The organism is bacterium (assembly GCA_036382775.1).
Taxonomy (GTDB): domain Bacteria; phylum Hydrothermota; class Tepidihabitantia; order SM23-42; family JAOAFX01; genus DASVHD01.
Map to the genome: position 1 here is coordinate 103,382 of DASVHD010000041.1, position 18,450 is coordinate 121,831.

The 18,450-nt window shown below is 49.9% G+C and carries 17 protein-coding genes; 14 read left to right on the forward strand and 3 right to left on the reverse strand.

Annotated features, from left to right (window positions below; all coding sequences use genetic code 11):
- Window positions 1–7 precede the first annotated feature (7 nt).
- Window positions 8–1,486: a hypothetical protein gene (locus tag VF399_10850; GenBank protein ID HEX7320839.1), complete on the reverse strand. Its 1,479-nt coding sequence runs from the start codon at window positions 1,484–1,486 to the stop codon at window positions 8–10.
- Window positions 1,487–1,952: 466 nt separating this feature from the next.
- On the opposite strand from VF399_10850, the gene VF399_10855 reads away from it, so the two are divergent.
- The 8 genes from VF399_10855 (at window position 1,953) to VF399_10890 (ending at window position 11,705) form a co-directional block, all read left to right on the forward strand.
- A complete protein-coding gene (locus tag VF399_10855; GenBank protein ID HEX7320840.1) occupies window positions 1,953–3,974 on the forward strand; it encodes a FlgD immunoglobulin-like domain containing protein in 2,022 nt (673 codons plus the stop codon).
- Window positions 3,975–4,112: 138 nt separating this feature from the next.
- Complete coding sequence (locus VF399_10860) at window positions 4,113–5,141, forward strand: diaminopimelate dehydrogenase (GenBank protein ID HEX7320841.1); 1,029 nt, start codon at window positions 4,113–4,115, stop codon at window positions 5,139–5,141.
- Between the two features lie 102 nt (window positions 5,142–5,243).
- Entirely contained in the window at window positions 5,244–5,468 is a 225-nt protein-coding gene (locus VF399_10865) for a 4Fe-4S binding protein (protein HEX7320842.1), read from the forward strand.
- Between the two features lie 10 nt (window positions 5,469–5,478).
- Window positions 5,479–6,624: a 2-oxoacid:acceptor oxidoreductase subunit alpha gene (locus VF399_10870; protein ID HEX7320843.1), complete on the forward strand. Its 1,146-nt coding sequence runs from the start codon at window positions 5,479–5,481 to the stop codon at window positions 6,622–6,624.
- On the forward strand, window positions 6,611–7,420 hold the full coding sequence (locus tag VF399_10875) for a 2-oxoacid:ferredoxin oxidoreductase subunit beta (GenBank protein HEX7320844.1): 810 nt from the start codon (window positions 6,611–6,613) through the stop codon (window positions 7,418–7,420). Before VF399_10870 ends, VF399_10875 begins: the two co-directional genes overlap by 14 nt.
- A gap of 2 nt (window positions 7,421–7,422) precedes the next feature.
- Complete coding sequence (locus VF399_10880) at window positions 7,423–7,971, forward strand: 2-oxoacid:acceptor oxidoreductase family protein (GenBank protein HEX7320845.1); 549 nt, start codon at window positions 7,423–7,425, stop codon at window positions 7,969–7,971.
- A 120-nt stretch (window positions 7,972–8,091) separates the two neighbouring features.
- Window positions 8,092–8,769, forward strand: a complete 678-nt coding sequence (locus VF399_10885; GenBank protein HEX7320846.1) for a hypothetical protein — start codon at window positions 8,092–8,094, stop codon at window positions 8,767–8,769.
- Window positions 8,770–8,912: 143 nt separating this feature from the next.
- Window positions 8,913–11,705, forward strand: a complete 2,793-nt coding sequence (locus VF399_10890; GenBank protein ID HEX7320847.1) for a hypothetical protein — start codon at window positions 8,913–8,915, stop codon at window positions 11,703–11,705.
- On the opposite strand, the gene VF399_10895 is transcribed toward VF399_10890, so the two are convergent.
- Together VF399_10895 and VF399_10900 are read right to left on the reverse strand one after the other, a co-directional pair.
- Entirely contained in the window at window positions 11,672–12,853 is a 1,182-nt protein-coding gene (locus VF399_10895; GenBank protein HEX7320848.1) for a M23 family metallopeptidase, read from the reverse strand. The two genes, VF399_10890 and VF399_10895, sit on opposite strands and share 34 nt — an antisense overlap.
- A 190-nt stretch (window positions 12,854–13,043) precedes the next feature.
- Window positions 13,044–13,829, reverse strand: coding sequence for a formylglycine-generating enzyme family protein (locus VF399_10900; GenBank protein ID HEX7320849.1), 786 nt, complete (start codon window positions 13,827–13,829; stop codon window positions 13,044–13,046).
- 155 nt (window positions 13,830–13,984) lie between these two features.
- Here VF399_10900 and VF399_10905 point away from each other — a divergent pair, with 155 nt between their 5' ends.
- The 6 genes from VF399_10905 to VF399_10930 form a co-directional block, all read left to right on the forward strand.
- On the forward strand, window positions 13,985–14,167 hold the full coding sequence (locus tag VF399_10905; GenBank protein HEX7320850.1) for a YHS domain-containing protein: 183 nt from the start codon (window positions 13,985–13,987) through the stop codon (window positions 14,165–14,167).
- Between the two features lie 6 nt (window positions 14,168–14,173).
- Window positions 14,174–14,557: a Minf_1886 family protein gene (locus tag VF399_10910; protein HEX7320851.1), complete on the forward strand. Its 384-nt coding sequence runs from the start codon at window positions 14,174–14,176 to the stop codon at window positions 14,555–14,557.
- Window positions 14,558–14,569: 12 nt separating this feature from the next.
- Window positions 14,570–15,640, forward strand: a complete 1,071-nt coding sequence (gene buk, locus VF399_10915) for a butyrate kinase (GenBank protein HEX7320852.1) — start codon at window positions 14,570–14,572, stop codon at window positions 15,638–15,640.
- A 10-nt stretch (window positions 15,641–15,650) separates the two neighbouring features.
- Window positions 15,651–16,940, forward strand: coding sequence for a TrpB-like pyridoxal phosphate-dependent enzyme (locus VF399_10920; GenBank protein HEX7320853.1), 1,290 nt, complete (start codon window positions 15,651–15,653; stop codon window positions 16,938–16,940).
- Between the two features lie 88 nt (window positions 16,941–17,028).
- On the forward strand, window positions 17,029–17,763 hold the full coding sequence (gene recO, locus VF399_10925; protein HEX7320854.1) for a DNA repair protein RecO: 735 nt from the start codon (window positions 17,029–17,031) through the stop codon (window positions 17,761–17,763).
- Between the two features lie 336 nt (window positions 17,764–18,099).
- Window positions 18,100–18,450 (forward strand): hypothetical protein (locus VF399_10930; protein ID HEX7320855.1); only part of this gene is annotated, 351 nt, incomplete at its 3' end.

Sequence of the window (18,450 nt, forward strand, 5' to 3'; positions counted from 1 at the left end):
GCTCTCTCTAAAACCGATACCGCAGGCCGAATCCGAGCGACACCAGGGCGCTCGTGCTTGCCTCTCCCCCCATGATTCCGGGTATGACCAGCGCTGCTGCGCCCTGGGTCGTGTTGCCCGAAACATTCATGAATAAAGTCAAATTCTTTATAATGTGGAAATCCGTGCCGCCGCCGAAGGCGATCACCGGCAATGCCGACATTGGTATGCCGGCGACGTTGAAATACTGGAAATGAGCGATCAAACCAAACCGCAATGGGATAAAAGTCCTGAATCCGAGGTTCAAGCCGGTCCTGATCCTTGTATATGTTCCATCTTCGCTTGAACTAAGACCGCCAAAAAAACCCAGCTGAAAACGCCAGACCCTGGCTTCAAACCCGGCGGTCGCCCCAGCCGTGCCTAGAAAGGGGATTTCGCCCAATCCATATCGGGTCGTGTCTTCGGTTTCAAAATCGTATATGACCATGGTCGCATGCCCGGAAATGACTTTATTCACGGTGTCGATCACCAGGCTATCATCATCGAACCTGATGCGCGGTATTTCAGTGGGCAGAGACGTGTAAAGGTCCCAGTCGCCGTTGATAAACGTCGGGCGACTTATCTCGCCGCATATTCCAAGGCTCAGATAACGCCAATCTTTCTTCATACCCCAGGTGAGAGATGTCATGCAAAAATTCAAAGACGCATTGCCATTACATCTGAGCACGGAATCAGCGTCGACTTCCACATCAAAAGAAGCATCGATCGTCCAATCATTGTACGGCTCCACCGCCAGCGCCACACCGCTGCCCAATGCGCCGCTGAGCGCGGACGCAAAACTGCCGTCGATGGTGACCGGCGTAGCCTGCAAACCAATGCCCATATCTATGCCCAGTAATCTGCGGCTGACCGCCACGTTCATTGACTTCGTTAAATATTTACCATCCCCGTCCGCGTTCAGCATCAGGTCTCCGGCTGCACTCAATACAAAACGGACCGGGATCGAATCATAAAGCCCTAGATCCGGGAGGAGATCATGAGTAAGCGTATCCTGATAATCCATTTCATATCCGGCCGAGGGACGGACCGACGCATGGCAGCTCAGTTCCATGCAGTCACCCCTCTGGCTGCCTGCAGCCAGCCGCCAACCTTTGAAAGTAACCGCCAGACCGGCAAAGTCAATTCCGCCGGTTTGTTCAATGCCCAGATCGGTCGGAACTTTGATCGAGTCTAGAATAGTCTCAACGCTGTCCAGCGGTATCACGAACTCCGTGCTGATGACCGTTTTCATGTTCGGAGCCAGACAGATCATCGCTTCCATTCCCCCAACGCGCGCCAAGGCTGCCGGGTTCAGCATAAAACCGATAAGCCCCTCGGACAAAGCGGGATTGGCAAACCCCGGGTGCGTGAAGTACAAATCCGACGTCGGGTACGCATAACGCATGTTCACGTCGGCAGCAAGGTCAACATTAACCTGTACCGGCAGAAAAAAAAGAATCAAGATCATTGGAATACTATAACAAATAAGCAGTCCTTGTCAACCGTCAATGGCATTGATTATAGTTCTGAAAGAATAGCCGGGAGATATCTACTTGACAAGAAGGACATTTGTATTATAATGCTATATAAAATTAAAAAAAGGAGGTTGTATGAATAAGTTTTCAATGATAGGTTTAAGTCTTTTATTTGGCATATCCAGTTCAGCATTCGCTGCCGACCGCATCGTGCTGGTCGAAGAGATGTACCAGGAAGGCTGAGGCAGCTGTACCGCTGTCAGTGGTCAACTGGCACAAATAGCGCTTAACTATCCGGGACGCGTTGCTCTCGTTGAGATCCATCTTGCTAGTTCCTATCCCCTGTACTGCGCCGAAGCAGCCAACCGGGCATTCAATTTTTACAATGTCTCCTTTACTCCGGATGCCTATGTCGATGGCGCGCAGAGCACAAGTTACGAAACGGATATTGTCAACCGCATGAATCAGCCCTCGGACCTTGTTCCCACGATGTGGGGTACGTATAGCCCCAGCACGCGCACCGGAACCGTTTACGCGAAATTCAAGAACACCGGCAGCTCCAGCATCAGCGGCAATTTCTATTTCGTCGTCGTGGAAGATTCGCTTTATTATGCGGGTCCCAACGGCGACGTATGGCACAACCACGTCGCGCGCGATTACCTGCCGACCGAAGTAGGCCAGGCAGTCACGATCGCGGCCGGCGACTCCGTGATCCAGAGTCAGTCTTTTTCGATCGGGGCCAGCTGGAACGAGAACAAGATCGATATCTATGCCTGGGTACAGCAAACCGCCGGGCAAAAAGAAAATTACCAAGCATGCATCAGGCATCTTGGCGACCTTGGCGCCGTACCGGCGACGCCCACGATCGTGAAACCGTTCCACTGCGCGCGTCTGCCCGTTGTGCAGCCCACGCTGGCATTCTATTCGACGGACCAGAACGGCGACCAGCTCCGGTACCGGATTTTATGGGATGACGATCCCAATTTCGCATCGCCGGACAGTTCAACCACGGGCTTTTACGCGAGCGGCGCGACGGTCAATTTCACGCTCCCTTATGCGCTGGTCAATGGAATGACCTACTGGTGGAAAGTGAAATGCACGGATCCCGGCGGCAGCGGCATGTGGTCGGGATATTCGGCAAACCAATCCTTCTCCATTGGCACCAGCCTGCCCGCCAATACATGCAGCTGGTACCAAACCACGAACGCGCAGTTCCTTGCCAACATTTACGACCAGACAGTCATCCAGGGCGATAGCATCGTTCTGGTAAGCGCCGGTTCTTCGATCACCGACACCGTCTTTTTCGAAACATTTGAAGCGGGTGCTGTGCCGGCCGGCTGGACCGTGGTCAATGGCAACGGTGATACTTACCAGTGGTCAGTCGGTACGACCGGGGATATTGGGGCTTACACGCCGCCGGCTTACGGCGTATACTACGCATATTATTCGGATGACGATGCCGGCAGCGGCGTGATAAATAACAACGAAGCGATCCTCACGCCTGCTATCCGCGTGCCGGTCGGCGCACTGACGCTTGAAGTCCTGTACGGATACGGATTTCAGGTCTATGAGACCGGCGAAAAACTGCGTTTCAAAACGCGGCGCAAGACCGGCGCCTCGTGGACCGCCTGGACTGACCTTGCCGTATACACGGCAAGCGGCAGCGGCACGGCGGCCCACAACCTCACGGCATATTTGCCCTGCGATTCCGTTCAGTTCCAATGGTTCTTCAGCGACAGCACTGCAACCTCGCACTGGGGTTATGCCAGCGCTTGCGACAACGTGGTCCTGCGCTACACATTCTCTACGAGCGGCACCCAGGGGACTGTAACATCCACCACTATTAATTATCATGATCTCTCAACAATGTACAGCCGGCCTCATTGGGGCGGCGCGGTTTGGCGGAAAGCGACTGCCGGCGATTCGATCGGGATGAAGTTCGAATATTACAACGGCAGTTCATGGCAGGCTATTCCCAATAGCGCGCTGCCGGGCAATGCCGCGGGATTTTTCTCCACCATTGTCGCCGACACCATCGATCTCAGCGCATTAGACACGACAACCTACAAGACGATCCGAATGGTAGGTCTCCTGTATAAAATCGGGACAAAATCGCCCAATAATCCCGCCCTCCTTGACTGGGAAGCCGGAAATTTTACGAACTACATTGGCATTGCCGACTACAATCCAGGGACAGTCGATGCAAAAACATCTCTTTGCATCAGTCCCTCCATCGTGAAAAACCATCTTGACATCGCCTATACGATCGCCGATAAAAGCGACGGTTCGAGATTGGGCATTTACGATGCGATGGGACGGCTGGTAAAACAGTTTGGCATAATCGCCACAGGCGCGCAGTCCGGACGCGCGGTATGGGACGGCTGCGACAATACTGGCAACGAGCTTCCCAACGGAATCTATTTTGTCAGGCTGGAGACCGGCGATGACGTAGCGATAAAAAAGGCGGTGATCCTGCGTTGATCGCGGGCGTCAACCAATAAATCCGAGGTCCTGTGTCCGCATGACACAGGACCTTTTTTTTTACGACCGCGCGATCCCGCTTGACTCGAACAGGCTCCCGAATATACTTGCTCGTTAGTAACTTATAAGACATCGATCATGAAAAAGATAAAAGTGGCTATCGTCGGGTATGGCAACATCGGCAGAGGCGTGCACTGCGCAGTCGATCGCAATCCCGACATGGAACTCGTCCAGATCATCACGCGCGATCCTGACCGGGTCAAAAAGCACGTTAAAAAGATCCCGGTATACGCGATCGGCGATTTTAAAAAAACCGCCGATGTCGCGATCCTGTGCAGCGGCTCGAAGGATGATATCTTTGGCGCGGCATCAGGCATAAAATCCCTGAAAAAACGCATCGATGATCCTGATGTTCATGGTCAGGGACCGTTTTTCGCCCAGTACTTCAACACGGTCGATAGCTTTGACACGCACGCACGTATTCCGGCCTACCACACCGCCATGGATCATTACGCGGCGAGAAATAAGCACACGGCGATCATCTCGGCCGGCTGGGATCCCGGTACTTTTTCGTGGGAACGTGTTCTAGCCGATGCTTTTATTCCGGGGGCAAGGCATTATACTTTTTGGGGACCGGGCGTAAGCCAGGGGCATTCTGATGCGGTCCGCTCGATCCAGGGCGTCCTCGATGCGAGGCAATATACGCTACCGGTCGATGCCGCGATCCAAAAAGTTCGAGATTGCGCTAACCCGCGGCTGCGGGCGTGTGACAAACACACGCGCCTGGTCTATGTGGTCGCACATAAGGGCGCCGACAGGAAGAAAATCGAAAAAGAGATCAAACTCATGCCGCATTATTTTTCCGAGTACCGCACCAGGGTGGTCTTTATCACGGAATCAGAGATGGCGAAGAAACATTCTCAATATCCTCACGGTGGTTTTGTTGTAGCGACCAATCAAAAAGGTATCGGCAGCCGGGCGCTGCTTGAATACCGGTGCGAATGGGGAAGCAATGCCGAAGCGACCGGTAATATCCTCACGGCTTGCAGCCGGGCTTGTTTTCGCATGAACCAGGCAAAAAATTACGGCGCCTTCACCATGCTCGACCTGCCAGCAGCGTACTTCAGCCTTCATTCAAAGAAGAAACTGCTGGTCGAATACATGTGATTACCCAATTACTTAATTACTCAATAACATAATTACATAATAACTATATCATTATATATGCTTGTTGACTTTCTTCGATAAATGTATATACTTCCTCTTGGAATGCAGACAACCACAAGAAAATTCGATCTGGTTATAAACACTAAATGGTGCAAAGGTTGTGAGATCTGCGTCGCCTTTTGCCCTAAAAAAGTGCTGGCGATGGAAAGGGATAAAGCTTTTGTCATCAGCCCCGATGCCTGCACTGGATGCCAGCTTTGTGAAATCTATTGTCCTGATTTTGCGATAGTTGTTAATAGAAGCGAACCGCCGAAACCGGCGACGTGATCTAAAAAACATGAATCCCATTAACCGACCCGCCAACATCAAAGTAATGACCGGTAATGAAGCCTGCGCTGAAGCCGCACTCACAGCTGGTTTGCGGTTCTTCGCCGGTTATCCTATCACACCGTCGTCCGAAATCGCTGAAGTCCTCTCCCGCATGCTGCCGCGGGTCGGCGGCACTTTCATCCAGATGGAAGACGAGATCGCTTCGATGGGCGCGATCATTGGCGCCTCCCTGGCTGGGGTCAAATCAATGACCGCGACCAGCGGACCGGGATTTTCGCTCATGCAGGAGAATATCGGCTATGCGTCGATGGCTGAAGTTCCCGTGGTCGTGGTCAATGTCCAGCGCGGCGGGCCGAGCACTGGTTTGCCGACCCTGCCTGCCCAAGCCGATGTCATGCAGGCGCGGTGGGGTACTCACGGCGACCATCCGGTCATTGCCGTGTGCCCATCCACCGTACGGGAAACGTATGACTGGACGATCAAAGCGTTCAACCTTTCGGAAAAATACCGGGTTCCGGTAATGCTCATGATGGACGAGATCATCGGCCACATCAACGAAAAGATCATCATTCCGCAAAAAGATGAGATCCAGATCATCGAACGGGAAAAAACGCACGAACCTCCGGATAAATACATCCCATACCGGATGACCGAATCCGATATTCCGCCGATGGCCGATTATGGATCCGGATACCGCTTCAACGTCACAGGACTGAGTCATGATGAAACCGGGTTCCCGACGAATGACCCGGCAAAGATCGATGTGCTCTATCGCAGGATCAACCGGAAGATAGAACGTTACAAGAATCAGATCATCGATTACAAGCAGGAATACCTGGATGACGCCAAGATCTGCGTGGTCGCTTACGGCTCCAGCGCGCGTTCGGCGCGGCGCGCGATACGTCTCGCCCGCGAACAGGGTATCAAAGCCGGACTCTTTCAGCTCTATGTTCTCTGGCCCTTCCCTTACGAGGTTCTGGGCCGCATCGCCTCCACGATCAAGCATTTTGTCGTACCGGAGATGAACCTTGGCCAGATGGCGCATGAAGTCGCATGCGCCACGAAGATCGAGCCGGTACTGGTCAATCGGGTCGATGGTACGCTTATAACGCCGGATGAGATATTAAAAGGAATAAAAGATGTTTCCGTATGAGAAATACCTGAGAAAGGAAAAATTCCCGCACATCTGGTGCACGGGCTGTGGGTGCGGCATTATTGTAAAGGCGATGCTTAGAGCAATTGACAGAATTAAAATTCAAAAAGACGACATGGCGATCGTATCCGGCATCGGTTGTTCATCCAGAACACCCGGTTATTTGGATTTCAACACCCTGCACACTCATCATGGCAGAGCCATCGCTTTTGCTACCGGACTAAAGCTTGCTAAACCAAAGCTTAAAGTAATCGTTATCTCGGGTGACGGAGATGCAACCGCGATCGGCGGAAACCATTTCATACACGCAGCGCGACGAAACGTAGACATGACAGTCCTTATTTATAATAATTACATATATGGAATGACGGGCGGCCAGGTTTCTCCGACCACGCCCTTTGGCAAAAGAGCGAGCACCGCTCCCTACGGTAATACCGAACCGGCTTTTGATATATCAGGATTAGCCATCGCTGCCGGTGCTTCGTTTGTCGCGCGGGGCACCTGTTATCACGCAACCCAGCTGGATAAGCTGATTGAGAAAGCGCTCAATAAGAAAGGGTTTTCAGTGATCGAGATAATGACTCCCTGCCCCACATATTATGGCAGACCTAACCGTCTGGGCACCGCGGTCGACATGCTCACTTTTTTCAAAGAAAACAGTGTCCCGATCGAAACCGCTCGGAAAATGACGCCTGAAGAAAAACAAGGTAAGATCACCATCGGCGTCCTCCATGATATTGAAAGACCGGAGTTCTGCGCGGAATATCAGAAGTTAATTGATCAGGCAAGGGGGTAAAATTGGCATTACGGTATGAGTTTCGTTTAAGCGGTTCAGGAGGTCAGGGGCTGATTCTTGCTGGTAAGATTATGGCTGAGGCAGCGGCGATTTACGATGGCAAAAATGCAACGCAGAGTCAATCATATGGACCGGAAGCACGGGGCGGGTCAAGCCGTTCTGAGGTTATCGTAAGCGACGAAGAAATCGATTATCCGAAAGCGGTCAATATTGATTTGCTTCTTGCTTTTACGCAGGAAGCATGCGATAAATATGCCAAAGATCTGAAAGATAGTGGTATTTTACTGGTTGATTCGAACTATGTATTAAAAGTTCCTCAAGGAAAATACAAGATTGTATCGCTCCCCATCACCGAACTCGCAGAAAAGGAGACGGGAAAATCTCTTGTCGCCAACATCCTATCCCTCGGCGTAATTATTGAATTAACCAAGGTTATTTCACCGGAATCTATGGAATCAGCGATACTATCGCGTGTTCCAAAAGGCACTGAGGATCTGAATATCAAGGCTTTCCGCGCCGGAATAAAAGCTGCTCAGCAAATTAAGCACTAATAATAAACACCAAACAAGAACTCGGTTTTCTACGCATAATAGGCGATGATTATGGCTTACGTGAACGACAATAAAACCACAAGTTGGTTGGATTTTGTGGATGAAAAAAGACGAGCAAACATGGTTCAGATCCTGCAGGAACTATCTTGGCTTCAGGAATTCCCTGACCTCAATTTTATCATCATTGGTGCCCTGTCGCTTTTGATCCAGGGTTATTTACACTATGTAGTTTTATGGGATATCGACCTCCTTTTTAAAAATATTAATCAGTTAAAAAATTTCATGGATAAACCAAAAACACCATCGCTAAAGATTTTCAATATTGATAATGAACTCGTAAACAATGAAACGATATCAAGTCTTCATACCGTGTGGTCTTTTGGCAAGACCTGGTTTAACGTCGATTACATATTAAAGAAAAGCATTTTCCAGCACTATACAAAAAACACGGTCCTGAAACAACATCAAGAAACCATGACGATTCAAAATCAACTGTGTTCTATTAATCTTTGTCTGGCCCATCCCTGGGACGTGGTAATAGACAAAATTCTGTCGCCCCGCACCGGTAAAGAACTGGAATTGAAGGTCGACATGAGCGTTGATATCAGGCATATTTATTCCGTATATAACAAGGAGCAAGACAACCATGTTTTTTGGGAGTACATTATGGAAAAATCATCTGCCATCAGAAAGAGGAAGGCTCTGAAATCGCGCCTGAAGGCAATTCTCTCAATCGCCCAGGAAATAGGGTATAACGATGTCGCCTTTTCGCCCCTGGCTTTGAAATATCTCGGTTAATGAGGGATTTCTTATCCAGTCTCGCTGAGCAATCCAGCGAATTCGGAAATCACTACCGCAAGCAGCTGCAAGCTGTCTTAAAGAATTTCGAGTCCATTGTTCGACAGCTGGAAAACCAAAAGAAACGCGATCAGGTACACTTGATGCACTCAACAGGTGATTTCGGCCGGGAGTTAAAAATCGTGGCCAATGTCGCCGAAAACACCGAAGAACGACTATCTTTCATGGGCACATTTTTTGCTCTGCAACTATTGCTGATAAATCGGCAGACAATCGATACCCTGCGTATGGACATTATCGCTGCGGAAACGAACAAAGTGGCTGTCTACAGAAAATTCATGCGCAATGTCGGCGATTGGTTTCGGACACTGACAACCGCCTACATCAATGAGCTTCTGAGTGTCTTTCTCGATCGGCAGCAGTCAACGGAATTTGTAATACTCGGTGTGGGCACCAAGTCTGACCAGGATGATATTGACGTGGGAATAATCGACGATGGCGGCAGCGAACGCGATAATTTCAACCGGGCGGTTGCTCAAATAAGTCATGAGTTCATGAAATATGCGACATCATTCCATTTCCACCTGTCAGAACATGTCGGCACCCAACACTATTCAGCATCCATTAACGAATATAAGCGGGTTTTAAAACACGAAATAAGAGACTTTGTAATCATTAATGAAATGCTCAGTGCTGCGGTAATAACCGGCAGCGGGCAACTTTTCGACCAATATCGCACTGATATAACAGGCCGGTATTTTTTTAAACCGGGCATCGATAACAAGTACCATGAAGGTTACTTGCGTGGCATCCTCGGTGAAATCCACTCGTTGATCGCCCGGCCGATTAGTTCCATGCATATTAATTTTAAGGAAGATGGTTTGCGTATCATCAAAAGCATTGTATCGGCTCAAAAAACAGTTTATCGCATTGACCAGGTCAATGCGTGGGACATTATTAAAGAACTGAAGATAAAAAATGAGCGGCGTTTGAATGAGTACGAAGCTCTCGACCGGTCATTGACATTTTTTGAAATATTCAGATACCTTTACCAGCTGTTCGTTACCCAGGACGAAGAGGTGATTTTAGACAATACTTCGATGCCCAACATCAGAAAAATCGCGCGAGTGCTCGGTTATTCGGATATTGGACAGTGCCTCGCCGAAGAACATCTATTAGTCCATTACTACGAACATGTCCAGAACATTCGGAAAATCGTACCGGTTTTGCTCGATGATCTAAAAAGCCATCTTGCCGAACATTCTGATTTTGCCGCAATGTTCAACCTGGATTATAAAGGAAATAGCGCCAAAGATTTTGTTGAAAAATTTAAATTTTATCGAGGAACATCATACTGGGACGATATCATCGACCGTCTGAAAGCCGAGAATGTCCTTAAGCGTTTCGTAAACGATATTAGTTCACTATCCGTGATTGAACAAACGCGAATAATCAGAAAGTACATCGAATGGGCTAAATACGATTTCTACACCCTGATCAAGTTTCTAACCATACTGGGGAGCAGTAAATATGGATTTTCGTTATTTAAAAACATGAACGATTATTTGCTGCAAAAAGTAGATAAAATCACTGATTTAACGAGAAAACTCACTTTTGTTTTTTATCGTTTCCCTCATCTTATCAACAATTACTTTTCGCTGAATGAAGAACAACAGTTGAAACGATATCAAAAAACCATGAAGGGACAAATTTATGAAGAAGACATCGCCAGCGTTGTGAGCGATTTAGAATATATTTTGAACATCCACTTTTATGGCAGCAAGTTTTATAAGCGCTACTTTCATATTGTAATCAACAAATACCCTGAATGCATACAAATATTAAGGAGGCCGCCCCGTTTGAAAGAATTCGGCGAATGGCTGCATAATGATGTGGGTTCAATGAGAACATTCCGGCAAAAAAAACAAAAACTTGGTGAGTATTATGATTTTGAAATGATGCGCGTGGGCATAAATACCCTTCATGGCGCGTCGGTCGCAACAACAAGTGCTGATTTCATCGAATTTTCGGACCGGTACATCCACTCTCTGGTTGATATCTGCCGGCAAGAGGTTGATGCCGAATACAATAAACGAATCATCACGGAAGACGTTTTAGCCATTTTTGCCGCCGGTGGTCATGCGAGAGAACAAGCCTATGACGACGATTATGACATCATAGTACTGCTTAATTCTGAAGACCCGGACATCACCGCATACTGCAACAAAATTGTCAGCCGGATAAACGCCGAGATTATTCAACGCGGCACCATACCGCACCATCGTTTTGCCGATTATTTTGGAAGATACGTGGTGTTATTCCAGGAAATGGAAAAACTCCTGGACCGCATGGCGCCGGAAATTTTCATTGAAAAATCGCAGATTCTTGGTGCCCGGCTAATCGTCGGATCACGCCGGCTGGAAAATGAATTTGTCGAGCGCATCGTAAAACCTAAAATATTTGACAAAAAAGAACATTATATAGCACAGATGATCCAGGAAATCCAGGCCCGGCATGTTACCGAAAAAGAAATATCAACTGCGGACAGCGATATCAAAGAAGGAATGGGGGGATTGAGGGATATCGAAATGATGATGCTTATTTTTAAAGCATATTACGGTATTAAAGAACCCGTTAACACAAAATTGTTTGAAAATATTGCGGGCATTCAACCTGTATTGCGCGGTGATCTTGAGACGCTATCAGAAGCGTTCATCTTTTTAAATGGTTTAAGGGATATTTACAGGTTGACTGCGGGGGCAAGTGATGCGATCGTGGCTGACGCTCTGGGAACTGCATCGAGAGTTCTGGGCTATGCAAATAACGTAGTGTTATATGAAAAATTCAACGAAACGAAAAAGCATGTAGCTGACACGATCCCCCGTTTATTACAAAAAATTGGTTACTCATCCTTTACCGATTCAGTATGCACATAACTACCCTTTTTGTTCAAAATACCGTCTTTTATCCAGCAGCGCGGATCGGTGGGCACGCGGTTAAGCATGATCTGCCAGTGCAGATTAGATCCTGTGCAAATCCCAGTGCTGCCCATCTCGCCGATGATCTGCCCTTTCAGCACGCGATCCCCTTTCTCTACCAGGATCTTGTTTAGATGCAGGTAAACCGTGTGGATACCCTGGCCATGGGAAATGACGATGCTCTTGCCATGACCATCAAGGTCCTCGGCCAGCACGACCAGGCCGCTGTTCGACGCCAAAATATCCGTGCCGACGGCATTGGCAATATCGATGGCCTTGTGTGACCATTTATCGAGATCCTTGTTGTAGCGCCGGGCCACCCCGAATATTGCCGTGATCGAGCCTTCGCACGGCCAGATGAAATCGCCGTCGTACAATACTGAATCGGTGTCCTTTCCGTAAGCCCGGGTAAAATACCTGCCCTCGTATTTCATCATTTCCAGCGTCTCTTCGGTCAAAACCCCGATATCCATTTCTGCGGTATCGACCTCGGCGAACTCGCCAGGAAGGATCATGAACGGCAGCTTGACGGTTTTCTTCGCGCCGCCCTCCTCGTAACTCAACGTCATCTTGTGCCGTCCCGAATCCGCGTCCATGGGTACTGCAAGCAGGGTCTGGTACAGCGTACTGGACAACGCGTACAATTTGTACGTGCGCTGAAGAAACCGTACCGAAACTTTGCCGATCGGAAGCGCGGTGTTAACATTCATGTACGCGATCTCCCCCTGGTGATAGGCATGACGGTCTAAAGATATCGACTGTACCAAACCACCGATCTGCACGATATTAAGCGACTCAGACGGCGCAACCCGGGTACGCGGTATCGACGGTTCTCCCCTTGTCAGTCCTCCGGTAAGCGGCACTGCTTCCAGGCTTTCCTGTCGGGACTGGAACGTGTCAACCGGTTTGCTAAGTTGGTAAACGACGGGATCAGCCAGACGGGGATAATTATCGTAGTAAAACTTTATGGGCTGCGAATCCCGCTGGATATAACGGTCAAGCCGGATAAGAGCCTTGTGAACCAGGGAATCAGACAGCGAATCCTGCCCGGCAGGCAGATTGGCGGCAGTGCAAAGAATTGCGAACCTAAGGCACCACAATAACATTTTCAGTCCCCAACTGTTCTTTTCTACGCTGTGCTGACCTATGCATGTCGTTTGTACATCTAAGAATTTTGAAAAAAAACGACGAGCTGACATTTGGGTCTTTCATCATTCTTAAGCTCATATCAAAATATTGGTTATCCCGTTTAGGGGCCGTTTCATCATTTTAGAATTACATGAAAAACGAGATAATCTAGTAGGGATCCATAACGCACCGGAAGCCATAGTAACGGTCCTGCACGTAGGGCTTCAGCTCGAGCCGCGATGAGCAGCGGAGGTGCTTGGTATTTATACTGAGCCACGAGCCGCCGCGCAGCACGCGCGTGTAGCCGGAATCGGGTCCGGCGGGGTTTTCCAGCGGGCTCCTCGCATAATAACTTGAATCGTAGAAATCACTGCACCATTCCCACACGTTACCTGCCATGTCGAACAATCCGTAAGGATTCGCGGCAAAAAAGCCGACCCTGGCAGTGAACGCGAACCCGTCGCGATCTTTCTCGCCGTCGGGCGCGTAGTTACAGCGGTTGATCGGTGGTTCATCGCCCCAGGGAAATTCTTTTTCCGGTAAGCCGCCCCGCGCCGCGCATTCCCATTCCGCCTCGGTCGGCAGCCGCTTACCCGCCCACATCGCGTAGGATTGGGCGTCGTAATAGCTGACCCCGACCACGGGCTGTTGAGGTTTGTTCAAAGAAGTGTCGCGGCAAAATAACGGTCGAGGATGACCGGTCGCTTTGACGAATTCCCCGTACTGCCGGTTCGTGACCTCGCATTTGTCCATATAAAAAGTGTCGACGAACACTTTATGCCTGGGATTTTCCTCGCTTGAGTCCGAACCCATGACAAACTCGCCTCCGGGTATCATCAGCATGTCCGCGGGTAGAGATTTCATTGTCTTTAATGTCTGGTCTGTTTCTTTTTTACCAGTGCACGGACAGAGAAATACGGCAAACATCACTAACGGTAAATATCGGTATTTCAATCGGTCTCCTTTGTTCATGTATGCCCTTTTTTTTAAAAAATTTACGCTATATAATAATCAAAAATCGCGCAAAGTCAACCACTTGACCAGGCAAGCATTTTGATTATAATTTGACGTGAGTTATTGCACAAGGAATAAGTAAGGGGGTGGAGAACATGGCGATCGACCCTGTTTGCAGGATGCAGGTTGATGAGAAAACGGCCCAATTCAAAAGCCTTTATAAGGGCGTATCGTACTTCTTCTGCTCAAAACCGTGCAAGAAATCATTTGATGAAGATCCCGAAAAATATATATCCGGAGACCAGAACCAGAAACCGCGGTCATGCTGCGGGAAATAACGTCTCATGAACGAAGCCGAGGTTCTGCGTCAGATCATCGACCAGGACAAGAGATATAAAATCGAAGCTTACCTTTTCGTCCTGGAAGGCCTTTTTTATGCCAGGAACATTTTCAAAAAGGAAGGACACGTAACGGGCCAGGAACTGCTGGAAGGGATCAAACGGCTCGGTATTGAACGCTTCGGCCCCCTGGCAAAAATGGTGTTCGAACACTGGGGCATAACCGAGACCGTTGACTTTGGCAATATCGTTTTCAACCTCGTTAATTCAAAGATCCTGGGCAAAACGGAAGAAGACAAGATCGACGACTTCAAAGATATCTATGACTTTGACGATGTTTTTGTGGCGCACTACAAACCAACTTTCAGCCATTTCAAGACCAGGACCTGACCAGGAAGCCCAATGACATACAAGATCCTCGTGATCAACCCGGGTGCCGGTTCGACGCGCATCGCGGTTTTCCAGAATGACCAGGCGCAGTTCGAAGACAATATCCGCCACCGCCCCGAGGATCTCAAATCGTTCTCTAAGATCATTGACCAGCGCCAGTACCGCATGGAAACCGTCCTGACTGCTCTTAGATCCCGCGGCATCGATCTGAGTTCACTGAACGCGGTCGTCGGCAGGGGCGGTCCTTTTAAACCGCTGACGAGCGGAACTTACCTGGTAACTGACGCACTCGTCCGCGATGTTCAGAATGGCAATTACCAAACGGAACACCCGTCCTTGCTGGGCGCCGTGATCGCCAAGGAAATAGCTGATCCGCTCGGCATACCCGCATATTTCGTCGATCCGGTTTCGGTGGATGAATTCTGGGAACTCTCAAGGTATTCCGGCTTAAAAGAGATAAAAAGAAAAGCTCTCAGCCACGCGTTGAACGTCCGCATGGTCGCGAAAAAGGCCGCGCAGGAACTTAATAAACCTTATCCCGAGTGCAATTTTGTGATAATCCACCTGGGAACCGGCATCACGGTCGCCGCCCACCTCAAGGGCACACAGATTGATTCGTCGAACGCTAATGAGGACGGACCATTTTCACCCCAGAGAACCGGTGCGCTTCCGACCATACCGCTGGTCGAGATCTGTTATAGCGGCGAGTATTCGGCCGCCGATCTGAAGAAAAAATTGCTGCGGGAAGGCGGCCTGCTTTCTTACCTCGGCACCGACGATATCAAAGAGATCGAGAACAGGATCAGCCAGGGTGACCGGGAAGCTGATCTTGCTTACCGGACGATGATCTATCAGATCGCAAAAGAAGCCGGCGCTTACGCGGTCGTGCTTAAAGGGGAATTGGATGCGATCATCATCACCGGCGGTATCGCCCACTCGAAGGGCTTTGTCGAAGCGCTTAAAGCATGGATCGGTTTTCTATGTCCGAAATTTTTCGTGTACCCGGGCGAAGGTGAAATGGAATCGCTGGCGCTCGGCGTGCTGCGCGTGCTGCGCGGCGATGAAGAAGCAAAAAGATACTAAGGAGGAATAAATGCTCAATATGGTCAATATTAAGTATGACGATCTGCCAACGCAGTGGTACAACATTATACCGGACCTGCCCGTGCCTCTGCCACCGCCCATGGATCCGCCCGAAGGCCCATCCCGAATAAAAAATCTGCCGAACATGATGATCGGCGAGTGCCTGAACCAGGAATTTTCCCAGGAAAGATGGATCGATATCCCGGGTGGCGTTATTGATCTGTTCACCAAAGCCGGCAGGCCGCGGCCACTCTTCCGCGCCACGAACCTTGAGAAAAAACTCGGAACCCCGGCGAAGCTTTATTATAAGAGCGAATTTTTCAGCCCGACCGGCAGCCATAAGGTCAACACGGCCCTGGCTCAGTGCTATTACGCGAAAAAGCAGGGATTTGAGCGGTTGACCACCGAGACCGGCGCCGGCCAGTGGGGCACCGCGCTTGCATACGCTGCCGCCGTGACCGGCCTTAAATGTACTGTTTACTGGGTGCGCAGCGTTTATAACTGGAAAAAGGACCGGCTCAAGCTCATGCAGCTGCTGGGCGCTGAAGTGTACGCCTCTCCCAGCTCCAAAACGGAATTCGGCAGGTCGCTGTACGACAAGAACCCCGATCATGTCGGTTCCCTCGGGATCGCGATATCGGAAGGGCTTGAGGATTCGAACAAGGACCCGAAAGCGACCTATGCGCTCGGGTCAGTGCTCAACCACGTGCTCTTGCACCAGACGGTAATCGGATTGGAAACCAAGAAACAGATGGAGATATTCGGCGAATACCCGGATCTTGTCATATCGTGCCTGGGCGGCGGGTCGAATTTCGGCGGATTCGCCATCCCGTTCCTGGGCGACGTCCTGACCAAGGGCAAAAAGACCAAATTCATCGCGGCCCAGAGTAAATCCGCTCCCAATTTAACCGGCCCTTATGAATACGACTTTGCTGATTACGCCGAAATGACGCCCATGCTCAAGATGTGCACGCTCGGACATAAGACCGACATGATACCGATCAAGGGCGACGGCCTCCGATATCATGGCTGCTCGCCGATCCTTAGCCTGCTCCGTCACGAAGGTTACATCGATACGATCGCCTACGACCAGGACGAAAAGCATGTTTTCGAGAACACCAAGCTGTTCATATCGACGGAAGGGTGGCTGCCGGCGCCCGAATCGGCGTATTCGGTATGCTGCGCGATCGATGAAGCGATCAAATGCCGCGATAGGGGCGAGAAAAAGGTCATCGCGTTCAACATCAGCGGTCACGGCTTTCTCGACATCCCGGGTTACGCGGCTGTCCTGGGCTTGTAAGATCCTGATTTTCCATCCGTACAGCCGGAGTAGCGCCTTCAGGCGCGTGGCGACGACACGGGCGTGAACGCCCTACTCCAATTACTTCATGGCTGATATCCGAAAAACCGAAGCGCTTATCCTTACCACCATCCGGTTTAAGGAAACCAGCCTGATAACCAGCACCCTCACCCGGAACGAAGGCAAGATCAAACTGGTGGCCAAAGGCGCCCGCAGGCCGCGAAGCAAATTCTGTGGCGCACTTGAACCGTTCTGCCTGGACACCGTTATATTTTACAAAAAGGAAGACCGGGACCTGTACACCCTGTCCGACGCGGTGGTCATCGAACCGTTCGATGGAATAAGAAAATCGGCGAGAAAATCGCACGGCGCGCTCGTTATCTGCGAACTTCTCGATCGGACTCAACCGGCCGGCGAGGGCGACGAGCGGATATTCGGACTCGCGGTTTATTGTCTCCACGTGCTAAACGATAGCCACGAATCAGATACCCGCGATGTGCTGTACCGTTTTCTGCTGCAGTCATTGGACCTGTTGGGCGTAAAACCCACGCTGGAGAAGTGCATGCGCTGTCATATACCGATCACGCTGCCTCAAAAATACAATTTCAGCATCGCCGCCGGCGGCCTGGTCTGCGACAAGGATTTCGATGACAGCGTTGTGTCCCTTCAGCCGGAGACGGTCAACGCCATGAAAGCGCTGTACCGCGGCACGACCGCGATCTTAAGCGACGGTTCGCTCGGTGATATCCAGCATCTTCTGCCCGCTTATTTTTACTACCACCTGGGCGGGCTCCGCCTGAACTCGCTGAAGTATGCGAAATGAGCTGTCTTGAAAACACTCCTATTACAAACATGTAGTCGCACCTTTTAAGGTGCGCATATCTTGAATATTTTTTTTCACAGGCTAAAGCCTGTGGCTACATCTTGATCTCCTCCCCCTTGATGGGAAAATCTTCATTCTTTATCTCCTCCCCCTCGAGGGGGGAGGAAAAAGGAGGGGGTGAATGTTGCCATCAAGGGAGGGGATAATTTGTGTGTGCCCTCCCATCAAAGGAGGGGTGATTTTATGTGGTCTCCTTGCTCGCTGGAAGTCTTTAACGATCTAATCTATTGACAAACCTCCAAATCGCCTTAAAATAATAAAAAGAACGGAGGAACATTGAACTGTCTGGCGTTGGCCGTCATGATGAACGTTTTTATTTATAGTTTTGAACCGACAGAGCCTCCTGAACATTTCATATCGATCCACAATTTCGAAAATTCTAGATACCGCGCCACTGCCGATTGGACGCCCGTCTCAACAATACGGCAGGCGACCCGCACGCTGCGGCATGAGATCAAGGGTATGTTGAAAAACTACTATGGCTATATGCCCTACTGGGTTGACACGGCATATTACCAGTACATGGCGATGAACCTGCTGACCCATATCTGTTATTTTTCGATCGACATCGATCCCTCGACCGGGGATCTCGGCTCCATCCCCAATATCAGCCGGTTCAACAAGGTC